General features: G+C 69.5%; 10 protein-coding genes and 1 pseudogene. 7 read left to right on the top strand and 4 right to left on the bottom strand.

Annotated elements, in window-relative coordinates; translation table 11 throughout:
* Positions 1-26 precede the first annotated feature (26 nt).
* The 4 genes from ACIQ9G_RS22430 to ACIQ9G_RS22415 all read right to left on the bottom strand — a co-directional run bounded on the left by ACIQ9G_RS22430 (position 27) and on the right by ACIQ9G_RS22415 (position 5,195).
* Positions 27-2,408, bottom strand: a complete 2,382-nt coding sequence (locus ACIQ9G_RS22430; RefSeq protein ID WP_403612265.1) for a glycogen debranching protein — start codon at positions 2,406-2,408, stop codon at positions 27-29.
* Between the two features lie 195 nt (positions 2,409-2,603).
* The gene (locus ACIQ9G_RS22425; RefSeq protein ID WP_403612263.1) at positions 2,604-3,140 is read right to left on the bottom strand and encodes an NUDIX domain-containing protein; all 537 of its coding nucleotides are present in this window, start codon (positions 3,138-3,140) and stop codon (positions 2,604-2,606) included.
* A gap of 378 nt (positions 3,141-3,518) precedes the next feature.
* Complete coding sequence (locus ACIQ9G_RS22420) at positions 3,519-4,340, bottom strand: hypothetical protein (RefSeq protein ID WP_403612261.1); 822 nt, start codon at positions 4,338-4,340, stop codon at positions 3,519-3,521.
* Positions 4,341-4,388: 48 nt separating this feature from the next.
* Complete coding sequence (locus tag ACIQ9G_RS22415) at positions 4,389-5,195, bottom strand: alpha/beta fold hydrolase (protein ID WP_403612258.1); 807 nt, start codon at positions 5,193-5,195, stop codon at positions 4,389-4,391.
* A 204-nt stretch (positions 5,196-5,399) separates the two neighbouring features.
* Here ACIQ9G_RS22415 and ACIQ9G_RS22410 point away from each other — a divergent pair, with 204 nt between their 5' ends.
* The 7 genes and pseudogenes from ACIQ9G_RS22410 to ACIQ9G_RS22380 all read left to right on the top strand — a co-directional run bounded on the left by ACIQ9G_RS22410 (position 5,400) and on the right by ACIQ9G_RS22380 (position 13,110).
* Positions 5,400-6,728, top strand: a complete 1,329-nt coding sequence (locus ACIQ9G_RS22410; RefSeq protein ID WP_403612255.1) for an acetyl-CoA C-acyltransferase — start codon at positions 5,400-5,402, stop codon at positions 6,726-6,728.
* A gap of 10 nt (positions 6,729-6,738) precedes the next feature.
* A complete protein-coding gene (locus tag ACIQ9G_RS22405; RefSeq protein WP_403612253.1) occupies positions 6,739-7,368 on the top strand; it encodes an HAD family hydrolase in 630 nt (209 codons plus the stop codon).
* A gap of 140 nt (positions 7,369-7,508) precedes the next feature.
* Positions 7,509-7,688, top strand: a pseudogene (locus tag ACIQ9G_RS22400) (AMP-binding protein); the annotation flags it as partial.
* 189 nt (positions 7,689-7,877) lie between these two features.
* Entirely contained in the window at positions 7,878-8,567 is a 690-nt protein-coding gene (locus ACIQ9G_RS22395) for a TetR/AcrR family transcriptional regulator (protein WP_403612645.1), read from the top strand.
* Positions 8,568-8,758: 191 nt separating this feature from the next.
* Positions 8,759-9,454, top strand: coding sequence for an SDR family NAD(P)-dependent oxidoreductase (locus tag ACIQ9G_RS22390; protein ID WP_403612250.1), 696 nt, complete (start codon positions 8,759-8,761; stop codon positions 9,452-9,454).
* Positions 9,455-9,695: 241 nt separating this feature from the next.
* Positions 9,696-10,634 (top strand): Ig-like domain-containing protein, encoded by a 939-nt coding sequence (locus tag ACIQ9G_RS22385; protein ID WP_403612643.1) that lies wholly within the window; start codon positions 9,696-9,698, stop codon positions 10,632-10,634.
* Between the two features lie 1,765 nt (positions 10,635-12,399).
* Positions 12,400-13,110 carry a peptidylprolyl isomerase gene (locus ACIQ9G_RS22380; protein WP_403612247.1) on the top strand — a complete coding sequence of 237 codons (711 nt, stop codon included), beginning with the start codon at positions 12,400-12,402 and terminating at the stop codon, positions 13,108-13,110.
* Positions 13,111-13,251 lie beyond the last annotated feature (141 nt).

Here is a 13,251-nt window from a genome sequence, read left to right as displayed (position 1 = left end):
GTGGTGTGGAGGCCGCGGTCCGGCCGCTACTTGGCGATCAGGACCAGGACGGCGCGGCCGTGCAGCCGGTAGACGGTGCCGGAGCCGCCGAGCAGGGCCTCGCCGCCGGGCCGGGCGACCTGGTCGGCGCCCTCGGCCCAGGTGGAGGTGTCGGTGACGCGGTACCAGGACTTGCCCGCGCCGGGGGACGGGAGCGTGAAGTCGACGTCGCCCGACCAGCCGTTGTAGGCGACGTAGATCGCGCTGCTCGGGTCGCCGAGTTCGGTGCCGTCGTAGCGCCAGGCCAGGGCGTGGTTGCCGGAGTCGCCCCAGTAGGTGCCGTCGGGTGCGCCGCCCGCCGGGGTGAACCAGTTCAGCTCGCCCATGCCGTTGCCGTTGCCGTCGGCCGCGCTGTAGAAGTCCACCGGGCGCAGGGCGGGATGGGCCTTGCGGAAGGCGATCATGCGCTCGGCGTAGGTGCGGAAGGTGCTCTGGTCGGCGGTGTACGACGTGGTGAGCCAGTTGGCCGAGGAGTCCAGGTTGTAGGGGTTGTTGTTGCAGCGGATGGAGCGCAGGTACTCGTCGCCGCCGGTCATCATCGGCGTACCGGCCGACAGCATCAGGAAGGCGAAGCCGTTGCGGGCGGCCTTGCGCTGGTCGGTCGCGACGCCCCCCTGGTCCCAGGACAGGTTGTAGTCGGAGCCGCCGTCGGACGGGCCGTAGGGCCAGCCCTGGTTGTTGCTCTTGCCGTTGCAGCGGTAGAGGTCGGCGAGTGTGAAACCGTCGTGCGCGACCATGAAGTTGACGGAGTTGAACGGCGCGCGGCCGTTCGGCTGGTAGAGGTCGGAGGAGCCGGCGAAGCGGGTGGCCAGGTCACTGGGGGTGACGTTCTCCACGCCCATCGCGTTCTGGTCGCGGCGCATGGTGTCACGGAACTTGTCGTTCCATTCGGACCATCCGGCAGGGAAGTTGCCGACCTGGTAGGTGCCGCTGCCCAGCGCCCAGGGCTCGGCGATCCAGTCGGTGCCGGAGCCGCCGCCCGCGGGTCGGGCGGGCATCAGGGCGGTGATGCGGTTGAGCGCGGTGTCCGGGTCGGTGCGGCTGTACTGGAAGCAGCCGTGCTGGCAGGTGTTGCCGAGGACCGGCGCGAGGTCGAAGCGGAAGCCGTCGACGCCGAGGGTGTCCTTCCAGTACGCCAGCGAATCGGTGATCAGGGCCCGGGTGACGGGGTTGTAGGTGTTGACGTTGCCGCCGACGCCGGTGTTGTCCCACGGGCTCTGCATGTCGCTGGTCAGCGAGTAGTAGGTGGGGTTGTCCAGTCCGCGCAGCGAGAACAGGTTGTAGGTGTTCTTGTCGCTCGCGTTCCAGGGCCCGCCCTCGCCGGTGTGGTTGTAGACCACGTCGGTGAAGACCTTGATCCCGGCGTCGTGAAACGCCCTCACCATGTCCTTGAACTCGCGGGTGGGCCCTCCGGCGCTCCGGTCGGCGGCGTAGCGGCGGTCCGGCGCGAAGTAGTCGAGGGTGGAGTAGCCCCAGTAGTTGTCCCCGGCCGTGCCGGTCGGGTCCACGTCGTTGGCGTCGTTCTGCGTCTCCTGCACGGGGAGGAACTCCACCGCGGTGACCCCGAGGGAGGCGAGGTCGGCGGCCTTCAGGGCGGCACCCTTGTAGGTGCCCCGGTAGGCGCTGGGCACGGAGGGGTCGTTCTCGGTGAGTCCGCGCACATGGACCTCGTAGACGACGTCGTCCTTGAGGGCGCGGGTCGGCTTGGTGCCGGTGCTCGTGGTGTCCGCGGCGAGCACGATGCCCTTGGGGGCCTGCGCGGCGTCGTCGACGGCGCGGTACTGGGGGCCGGTGCCGTAGACCGAGCCGTCGGTGGCGGCCGGGGTGACCGGGTCGTGGGTCAGCTCCCGGGCGTAGGGGTCGGTCAGCAGCTTGTTCGGGTCGAACCGGTTGCCGGCCGCGTCCACGTCCGCCACGAACCCCGTGGTGGAACCTTTCGTCCACGCCGGGTCGTAGGGCCAGTTGGGGCCCCAGGCGCGGTAGCCGTAGTAGACCGGGCCGGTGATGCCGTACTGCTGCTGGATCGTCGCCACCGGGACGGTCACCGACCAGACGGAGGTCGTGGCGTCCTTGGTGAGCTGGAGGGCGGCGGCCTCCTGGCTGCCGGTCGCCGCCCGGTACAGGTACAGCTCGACGCGGGTGGCACGGGAGGAGTAGATCCGGAACTCCACGTTCGTGCCGGACGCGTCGTAGCGGGCGCCGAGCGGACCGCCCGTGGCGGCGGCGGCCGGGGCGGCGAGACCGCCGGAGGGCAGCGGTGCGACGAGGGCGGCGGTGACGGTGAGGACCGCGGTGGCGGTCCGCAGGCCGAGGCGGCGTCTTCTCCGCGTGCGGGTTCTCCGCGTGCGGGCAGGGGAGGGCGAAGGCACGGCGGCTCCTGAAGGCAGGCAGGAAAAGCCTTCGGCGCCGGTCCCCGGACACCGATGGCCTGAAAGGAATTGCTGAATCTTGCCGCAAAGTAGTGCAACCTTGGAGCACCGTAAAGACCTCGCGCACGAACCGGTGAGCCCAACAGACTCTGCGCGAGCGGGACTTGGCATGCGCGCCGGATCGGTGCCGAGCAGTCAGGCCGCAGTGCGGAGCGCCCGTTCGGCGAGCAGCAGAGCCGCCACACTGCCCGCCTCTGTGATCACGCCGTCCTCGACGGCCTTGAGCGCCCGCTCCATCGTCGTCCACCGCACCGTCATGCCGGCCTCGGTGTCGTCCCGGTGCACGGTGCCCGGCCGCAGGCCGGTGGCGAGGAAGAGGTGCGTACGCGCGGCGGTGACGGCGGGCAGCGGGTCGATCACGCCCAGGGCACGCAGGTCGTCCGCGACGATGCCGGTCTCCTCCTCCAGTTCCCGAAGGGCGGCCACCCGGGGATCCTGGCCACCGGTACCTCCGCCGGGGAGATGCAGCACGCGGCGCTGCTGGAGGTAGAAGTCGTCCTCGACCATGGCGATCTGCCGCGACCGGTTGAACGCGACGACTCGCACGCCGTCGTCGACGGCGACGTGCTCGTAGGTCCCGGGGCGGCCGTCGGGCCGCATCACCTGGTCGCGATACAGGGAGACGAACGGTCCGTCGTGCACCAGGTCGGTCCGCACCCGCTTCCAGCCCATGGCTCTCCCCAAGATCGTCTCCGGTGGCGCCCCATCATGCACGCCGCGCCGGGGCGCGTCATCGCGCGAACCGCCCCGGCGAGGACTCCATGCGGCGCTCCTGGGAGAGAACGGGAGCCGGGCCGGCTTTCGGCTCGCGGCCCAGGCGGAGCACGAGGAGGGCGCCCGACCAGGCATCTGCCTTGGTCAGGCGCCCTTTTCCGGCGTGTGGGCCTCCGGCTCCTCGATGACGACGGTCGCGTGGAAGGGCGTCGCCTGGAAGAGGAGTCCTCCACCGACTCGGCTTCGGCCTGCGCTCTGTCGCGGACACCGCCTTCTCCCGGAGCATGGCCACCAGCTCCAGCGGATGAAGCACGAGGCGGCGGAACGAGGGCCCGGTCAGCCGAGACTGAGAAGGCCGGCTTCGAGGACGGCGCGGCCGAAGGGGCCCGCGAGTTCGGCGAGTCGTCGACAGTCGGCATCACCCAGGGCCGCGTAGGCGGGAAGGGCCAGGCGGTCGGTGCGGTCCTCGATGTGCTGCCGCAGGAGTACGCCGTCCGCGCTGAGGGAGTCGCCGTCGAGGAGACCTCGCTTGCGCAGGCGCTCCTGGGCGCCGGCCCAATCCTCCTCGGGCCAAGCACGGCTCGTCTTGAGGAAGTCGACGGGAATTTCACCCGTCGCGGCGTGCAGAACCAGGGCCTCCAAGCCTCCCACGCCTTCGCTCAGCAGGCACGCCACATGGCCGTCGCCACGGAACTCCCGGAGCAGCGTCTGCGCGTGCCACAGCTGCAGTATCGGCTCCTCAGGCCAAGGCAGTGCGGCATGCGCGGCGAACAGCGGGCGGCCCTGGGCGTGTTCGCAGGCCGCCTCGGCGGCCCGGCGGGTCAGCGCCCGCACCTCGTCCAGTTCGGGCAGTTCGTGGATTCCCGCCCGCCGCAGGGCTTCGCCCGCCGCGGCGTACCGCGCGTCCAGCACCTGCTGAGGCGTCGTCGCGTCCCAGGCCCCGTCGACCGCCTGCCGTACGACATCGGGGTTGAAGTTGTAGAACGTCGAGACGACCAGTTCGGCGGATGCTCGGCCGAACGCGGCACTCCTGGAGGTGAAGTACCCGGCGCGTCCGCTCAGTCCGAGGTCCGCGTACCGCCGCCTTGCCTCGGGAACGAAGTAGATCATGGCGTGGACGGGCTCGAGACGGCGCCAGGCCGTGCGTGCAGTCTGCATCGGGTCACCATTTTCGGAGAGTCGACGAACGGGACATTCGCTGCGGATTCAGCACTCGCCGCGCGCTTGCAGGTGTTCGAGCAGCAGGCGGCTCAGAGTTTCGGGCGCCTCCTCGGGGATCCAGTGGCTGATTCCCTGGAGGGTCTCGAACCGGTACGGCCCATTGACCCATCGCTCGGTCTCCTGTGCGGCTGCCCGGCCGAACGCGCTGTCCTCCGTGCTCCAGACGTACAGGGTGGGCACGTCGACGACCCCGATCGCGCCGTCGGGGCGGCCGGCCCGGTACCAGTTCAGCGCCGCGGTGAGAGCGCCCGGCCGGGACAGGTGTGACACGTAGGCGTCGGCATGGTCCTGCGGGACCCTGCCGGCGTAGAGATCGCGAAGCTCCTGGGCATCGTGGGCGAGCATGCGCTCCTCGGTAGCGGGTGTTTCGCGCCAGTCGATCATGTAATGGGAGCGTTTGCGCTGATCCTGGTCGGTGCGCAGGGTGGTGGCCAGAGCGCCGGGGTGCGGGGTCGAGACAACCGTCAGGGTGCGCACCCGGCCGGGGTGGGCGTGGGCGGTCCACCAGGCCACCGCGCCTCCCCAGTCATGGCCGACCAGGTCGAACGCCGCCCAGCCCAGTTCCTCGCTGATCGCGATCACGTCGTCGACGAGAAGGCTGATGCGATAGTCCCCGGGCCGTTGGGGGCGGGCGCCGGGGGAGTACCCACGCTGGTCGGGTGCCGCCACCCGGTAGCCGTGCGCGGCCAACGCCTCGATCTGCCGCTGCCACACCAGCCCCGTCTGCGGGAAGCCGTGCAGTAGCAGCACCGGGCGGCCCTCGGGCGGGCCCGCCACGATCGCGTCGAACACGCCCGCAGCTGTGGAAATGCTCAGCCGAGTCACGACCCACCCTCTCATACCGACTGGTCGGTCCACTCCAGGGGAGGGGGCGGGCTGTCAAGACCCGCTGCTGGTTGAACTTGACGCCGAATTCAAATATACCGGTCGGTAGGCCGACCCGTGTCACCACCCCTGGGGCCATGACATGTCATCGGTCACTTGAGGAGGCGGTCAATGAGCCCTCTCCGCACGGGAGTTGGCGTGCGGCACCGCCTACCGGCAAGCGAGCCCGGCTCACGGAGCTCGGAGTACAGCCCCCGAAGCCCCCCGGATCAACCGGACCACAGGAAACAGCGAGGCGACATGAGGGAAGCAGTCATCGTTTCGACGGCACGGACGCCGATCGGGAAGGCCTACCGCGGTGCGTTCAACGACACCCAGGCGCAGGAGCTTGCCGCCCATGCTCTCTCGCACGCGGTGCGGCGCGCCGGGCTCGAGGGGGGTGAGGTCGAGGACGTGATCTTCGGCTGCGCCGTGCAGCAGGGGTCCTCGGGCTTCAATGTCGCGCGTCAGGCCGCTCTGCGTGCCGGACTTCCGGACATCGTGTCGGGGATGACGATCGACCGGCAGTGCTCGTCGGGCCTGATGGCCCTCGCGACGGCCGCCAAGCAGATAGTCGCGGACGGAATGCAGGTCGCTGTCGGCGGCGGTGTCGAGTCGATCTCCTTGGTGCAGAACGACCACATGAACACCCATCGCATGACCGACCCCTGGCTGGTCCAGCATGCGCCGGACATCTACATGCCCATGCTGCACACGGCGGAGATCGTCGCCGAACGCTACGGCGTGAGCCGGGAACGCCAGGACGCGTTCGCGCTGGAGTCACAGCAGCGCACCGCGGCGGCGCAGGAGGCCGGTCGGTTCGACCAGGAGATCGTCGCGCTCGACAGCGTCAAGAAGGTCCTGGACAAGAAGTCCGGGGAGGTTCGGGACGAGGCCGTGACCCTGACCCGCGACGAGGGCAACCGCGCCTCGACGACGCTCGAGGGCCTGGCCGGGTTGGCACCGGTGCTGCCGGACGGTCAGGTGAGTGCGCATTCCCGTGTCACGGCCGGCAACTCCTCGCAGTTGTCCGACGGGGCCTCGGCGTCGGTGCTGATGGAGTCGAAGGAGGCCGAGCGTCGAGGACTCGAACCGTTGGGTGTCTACCGGGGTATGGCCGTCGCCGGTTGCGGGCCGGACGAGATGGGCATCGGACCGGTGTTCGCCATTCCGAAGCTGCTGAAGCAGCACAACCTCACCATTGACGACATCGGCCTGTGGGAACTCAACGAGGCGTTCGCCTCCCAGGCGCTGTACTGCCGGGACGAACTGCGCATCGATCCGGAGCGGTTCAACGTCAACGGCGGCGCCATCTCGGTCGGTCATCCGTACGGAATGACCGGTGCCCGGCTGGTGGGGCATGCCCTCATCGAGGGCAAGCGCCGGGGCGTGCGGCATGTGGTGATCTCGATGTGCATCGGCGGCGGAATGGGCGCGGCCGGACTGTTCGAGGTCGCCTGAGGTGTCGAGCGTGTCGGACAAGGCGCGAACCGCGGTCCTCGTGGACTTCGGCGGGGTCATCACCTCCAGTGTGCTGCGGGCTTTCACCGCCTTCGGCGCCTCGCTCGGCGGCGACCCGCGCCTGCCACTGGACCTCCTCGGCCGGGACGAGGAATCACGCACCCTCCTGGCCGACCACGAGTGCGGCCGTATCGACGCCGAAGCCTTCGAGCGAGGATTCGCCGAACGGCTCCGTGCCCATGGTGCCGACGTGGCGGCCGAGGGGCTCACGGCCCGCATGCAGGCGGGAATGTCGATCGACCAGGACATGCTCGCGCTGCTCGGTGATCTCCGAGCCGCCGGCCGTCCCGTTGCGCTCGTGTCCAATTCGTTCGGTACCGGAACCTACGACGGTGTCGAACTCGACGCTGTGGCCGATGCGATCGTCATCTCCGGTGAGGTCGGGATCCGCAAGCCCTCCCGGCGGATCTACGCGATCGCATGCGAACGCCTCGGCATCGACCCCGAGGAGGCGGTCATGATCGACGATCTGCGGCAGAACCTCGACGGAGCGGCACGGATCGGCATCGAGGGCGTACTGCACACCAGCGCCGCCGACACCCGCCGCCAACTCGCCGAACGCTTCCGGATCACCACCTGACGATCCAGCGACCGGGCGCAGTGAGGTCGGTCATCCGGCCACGCCGCCCGAGGACCTGATACCGAAGCCGGGCCGAGTCAACCCACCGGTGAGGGTGCGACCTGCGCCCTCACCTGCTCACCTCCCGGAAGGCGCCGCCCATGACCAGCGTTCTCGATCCAGTGCGCCGCCACGCGGCCGCCACCCCCGACAACGTCGCACTGCGCGGCGCCAAGGATCAGTGGACCTACCTCCGGCTGCGGGACGCGAGCATGCGGTACGCGGGCGCCCTGGCAGCCGCCGGCCTGCCCCCGGGGGACCGGGTGCTGCTCGCGGCGCCGCCGGTGCCCGAGTCGTCCGGTTCGTCGACGCGTTGCCCAAGGGGCCGACCGGGAAGATCCTCAAGCGGTCCGTCGACCGTACGGTCCCGACCCGTGACACGGCGCCCGCCGAGGTTGCCGCCCGTCGGCACTGAGCCTGCGCCCTCCCGGCTTGTGATTGTGGTGTCGGATTCAAGTACAGTTCCCGGGATGGAGACCACTGCGCCCGAGGAGTTGGACGGCGAGCAGGCACCACCCGTGGCGCCCCTCTCGCACCTTCGCGAGCCGCCCACGACGAAGCGCGGAGCGCGGACCCGGGCCGCTTTGGTGAAGGCCGCGCGGAAGGTGTTCGAACGGGACGGCTACCTCGATACCCGCCTGACCGACATCACCAAAGAGGCTCAGTGTGCGGCGGGATCCTTCTACACCTACTTCGCCAACAAGGAAGAGGTGCTTGCCGCCGTCCTTCTGGAGGCGCAGGAGGACATGATGCACCCCGGCATGGGCCGGGTGCAGGGGACCGACGATCCCTATGCGGTACTCGAGGCGAGCAATCGCGCGTATCTCGAGGCGTACAAACGGAACGCCAAGCTGATGGGACTGCTCGAGCAGGTTGCCCAAGTGGAGCCGGAGTTCCGTGAGTTCCGCAGGCGGCGCTCCGACGCGTTCATCCGCCGCAATGCCCGCGGCATCGCCGATCTGCAGGCACGGGGGGTCGCAGACCGCGAGGTCGATCCGATGATGGCCTCCCGTGCGCTGTCGGGCATGGTCAGCGTCATGGCCTACAACGCCTTCGTGCTCGGCGAACGGGAGGAAGGGACGGCGGTGGACTTCGAGGATCTCGTCTCCACGGTCACCCGGCTCTGGGCGAACGCCCTCCGCTTCCCCGGCCACCGCTGAGCCGGCGGCTGGACCGCCACCTCACAGCACCCGGTACCGCCGGGTGCTCTTCTTTTTCTCGCCTCCTTCACAGGGCCGGTCGAAAGCCGTGCCTCGCGCGGCGCCAGGCACGGGCAAATATTGAACTTGACGCCGGATTCAATTATGCAGTCGGCAAGAGCACGGTCCCGCGATCTCGGGGCGCGCGGGCGGTGTCGGAGAGAGTCGACGCCGACCATCCGGGAAGCACCGTCAGCGTCGGCGCGGACGTGTCGGACACCGAGGAGATCCAGCGGTTGGTCGACCTGGCGGAGAGCGCCTTCGGCCCGGTCGATCTCTACTTCGCGAACGCGGGCATCGCCGGGGCGCTCGGCCTCGACGCGAACGAGCAGGACTGGGACCGTTCGATCGACGTCAACCTGCGAGCCCACATCCGTGCGGCAAGGCTGCTGGTACCGCGGTGGCTCGAGCGGGGTGAGGGCTACTTCGTCAGCACGGCCTCGGCGGCCGGACTGCTCACCCGGATCGGCTCCGCCACGTACGCCGTCACCAAGCACGCGGCCGTCGCCTTCGCCGAATGGCTGAGTGTCACCTATGGCGATCGCGGGGTCCGTGTCAGTTGTCTGTGCCCGATGGGGGTGAACACCCGGATGCTGTCCCTGGGGGAGGACTCCGCGGACGCGCTGGGAAGGGCCGCGACGCGGGCCGTCATCTCCGCCGGTGACGTCCTGGAGCCGGCCGAAGTCGCCGACGTCGTCCTGGCCGCCGTCGAGGACCAGCGCTTCCTCATGTCGAATCTGACGTATCTCGTACTGGACCAGGACGGTCGCAGATGGGTGCTGCGGCGCCCACCGCCAGGTCGCCTGCCGGCGTCGGCGCACGACGTGGCCCGCGAGGCGCGGACCTGACCGCCCTGGAGAGCACCGCCGTCCCGACCCCGGGGGTGCTCGGGCTGACCGACCGGATCGAAGCGCGGCCTGCGTGGTCGCGCCGAGTCTTGAGGGAGGTTTTACGCGCGCCGCGCAACTGCGGCCCGGGTCCTCGCCGTCTGACAGTGAGTCGGGCCCGTCAGGGCCGAAGAACGAGTGAGCGGGGCAGGTAGTGGGACGGCGCAGGGGCGGCATAGGGATCGCACTCGTCACGGGTGCGATGCTGGTGGGCGCGAGTGCCTGTGGTGCGGGCGGCAGTGACAAGGCGAGCGGGGACGACGCCAAGGCGTCGGGCAAGCCCGGTGCGAGCGCTTCTGCGTCACCGACGAAGCCCGCGGGCCCGCCGCTGCTGCTGGAGACGATCACCCCGCAGACAGGAACCACGGTCGGCGTGGCCATGCCGATCTCGGTGGTCTTCGCCAACCCGGTGGCGGCAAGGGCACGGGCCACGGTGGAGAAGCACATGAAGGTGAGCGCCTCGCAGCCCGTGGTCGGCGCCTGGCACTGGTTCGGCGACAAGCGCGCCGACTGGCGACCGAAGACGTACTGGCCCTCCGGTACGAAGGTGAAGGTCGACGTCGACATGAAGGGCGTCGGCAACGGCAACGGACGCTACGGCGTGCACAGCTACACGCACACCTTCAAGATCGGCGAAGATGTGCGCGCGGATGTCTCGGTGACCGGCCACACCATGAGGGTGTCCCGGAACGGCAAGGTGCTGCGCACCCTGCCGATCAATGCGGGCAGCGCTCGTTATCCGACGTGGAACGGCACGATGGCCGTCATCGACAAGCAGGAGAAGGTCCACATGACCTCCTGCAGCGTTGGCATCAGCTGCGAGAAGGGCAGCCCCAACTACTACGACCTGACGCTGCCCTGGGACGTCCACCTGACCCAGTCCGGCACGTACGTGCACTACTCGACCGGCGATCCCAACCCGGGCAGCGGCAGCGCCCGCGGCTCGCACGGCTGCGTCCACCTGTCCATGTCGGACGCCAAGTGGTTCTACGGCCAGGTGGAGCAGGGCGACCCCGTCACCATCACCGGCTCACCCCGTGCCAAGGCCCCGGCGGACAACGGCTATGCCGACTTCAACCTGGGATGGGACAAGTGGCTCGCAGGCAGCGCGTCCGGGAAGGAGACGACCGCGACGCTGTGATGCGCTGCGGCAGCGGCGCCGGGCAGTACAGGATGATGTCGACACGAGGCCACCGTCGTTCTCGCCGTTCGGGCTGATCCGAAACGGCCGGCTCTCCGGCAAACCCCGGCTCTTCCCCCTTCACGGAAGCCGACCGGTGGGGAAGCGGTCCGGCCCGCCAGGTGACCTGGTTCAGGCCGCCTGGCAGGCCGCCGCTCTGGTACGTACTCGCGGGCGCGTGCTCGTCGCACGATCCGCTCGGCGTGGCGCTGATCGGCGTCCAGCTGCTGGGGCAGACCTTGCCGCGGCTCCTGGTGTTGGTCCAGTCGCCTCCGTTCGGGTCGGCGTGGCGCTGAAGAGGGCGCGTCAGCTCGGACTTGGCCCGGGAACGCAGTCGAACTTCGCTTCGCGACCCAGGGTGAGCTTGACAGGGGCGCCTGCCGGGCAACGGCCCTGGTCAGGCGCCCCGCTTCTGCGGCTAGAAGAAGCCCAGCTTCTTCGGCGAGTACGACACGAGCAAGTTCTTCGTCTGCTGGTGGTACAAGCTTGATCGGTTACTGACCTGCGAAAACATCCTCGAGGGAGACAGGGAGCGGCCTCCTGGTCCGCGTATGGTCCGGATCTTGCTGCTTGGCCGCTCTCCAGGCCCTCGTGCGACGAACGGTTGTCCAGCTGGTCGAAGTCAGCCCGGAAGATCGTCGGGTCCATGGCCCTGCTCGGAGGGTGCCAAGCCCAAGCCCATGTACCGGATCGGTCGCCGCGTGGGGGAGCAGTGAAACGGCATGCCCCGATTGCCCTGGGGGCGCTCGTCAGGGGACCCGCGTGGGGCATCCGGGCAGCGGCCGCGGATGGAACCAGGCGTACAGCCTGACTCGTCTGCTCTTGGGGGTCTGACCTGGCCTTACAGCGAGGTCAGAGCCCTTTGGGCATCCCGTTTCTACCTGGGGAGTTGCCGGCGGTTCCCGTCGAAGTGTGCACGCGTTGCGCACCGGGGTGAGGGACGAGTCCGGTAACACTGGCCAGTGCTGCCTTGCGTGATGACCGCGGCGATCGGGGGGCCATGTCTGCGCCGTTTCCGGGGGGGCGAAGATCTTCGTAGCGTCGCCCTCCGCATTAGCAGGGGGAGGGAACATGCGGGTATGGGACGTGGTTGGTTTCACCGTTGTCCTGGCGGCGTGGACGGCCGGCGGTGGCGGTGTGGGCCCGGGACGCGTTGTGGCTGGTGTCGTTGCCGGTGGTCGGCGCGGTCTGGCTGCTCGTCAGTCTGGACGTCGGTTATCTGCTCGGCCGGGACCTGGCCCACCGTCGGCGTCGTGATCCCGCCCCCATCTTCCCTACTGGGCAACCGCGCAACTGGCTGGGATCCAGGTCGAGCGCCAGCCCGCGATTCGCTCCGTCCACACTGCTCTCGGTCTGCCGGAACGCTGGCCGACCGGCGACGCCTTCCCCCGGAGTGACCCGAGATGACGGCAGCGGCGCCGTCCGTCTCGACAGCGGCACCCCGGTGAGATTCATACACACGGCAGCGTTCGTTGAGGGCCTCTGCGTGGACCGGGGAGGCCGCTCGACCGGGTTCCGGGAGCATCCGTCGTGCACCGGGTGGACGCCCTGATCGGCCAGCCGACGCTGTGCCGCATTCGAACGAAGTGGCCTGCGGCGCGGGCCGAAGGCTGGGAGACGGATGTGGCTAGCGGACGGGTTCTCGCCCGCCGGGCCGCGCTCTAGACTGCGACGGCTCCGAAATCTGGCGATCTTTTGGAGGGCGTGAAGGATGAACCGAGCTCTCATGACTGCATTGGCGGCAGCAGCGTTGGTCGTGTCCGGGGGCAGCACCACCGCCTCCGCTTCCGATACCCGGCCGCGAACCACGCACGGTCCTTGCCAGTACACCCAGACTCCGGACGAGCCGGCGGCGCGGCGGGTTCCCCTGCCGCCCGACCCGCGGCACACCCCCAGTCACGGCACGGTCGATATGGCTGTCCCGACCAGCCAGGGCCCGCTCCCGCTGCGTCTGGACCGGGCGAAGGCGCCGTGCACGGTCCAGAGCTTCGTGCACCTGGCGCGACACCGGTTCTACGACCGTACGGTGTGCCATCGACTGACGGCGTATCCGACGCTGAAGGTCCTGCAGTGTGGCGACCCGACCGGCACTGGCGAGGGTGGGCCGGGGTACGCGTACAAGGACGAGCTGCCGGTGGACCTGCCGCCGGCACCGAGCGATCCGACCGGCGTCCGTCGCCTTTACGGGCGCGGTCTGTTGGCGATGGCCAACGCCGGTCCGAACACGAACGGTTCGCAGTTCTTCGTCGTATACGGCGACTCCGCGCTGCGACCGAACTACACGGTGTTCGGCACGGTCGGTGCCGCCGGTCTGAAGACGCTCGACAAGATCGCTGCTGGCGGAATCGAACCAACTACGCAGGACCCGGCGCCTGTCGACGGCACGCCCGTGCTGAGGACCGAACTACTCAGCGTCCGGCCGGCCTGCCGGCCCTGATGAACCGCGGTGCGGTCACGATGGGGCCGGCTTGCTCGACGATCCGATGCCACAGCCCCGGTTCCGCCGGCGACAGCCGCCGCCCCCGCTCTCCGCGGTCTCACGTCCTCCACCACGTCGCGCACCCTCTCACGGGACACT

It is taken from the genome of Streptomyces sp. NPDC096152, assembly GCF_044763235.1.
GTDB lineage: Bacteria > Actinomycetota > Actinomycetes > Streptomycetales > Streptomycetaceae > Streptomyces.
This window is presented reverse-complemented; position numbering and strand designations above follow the sequence as displayed.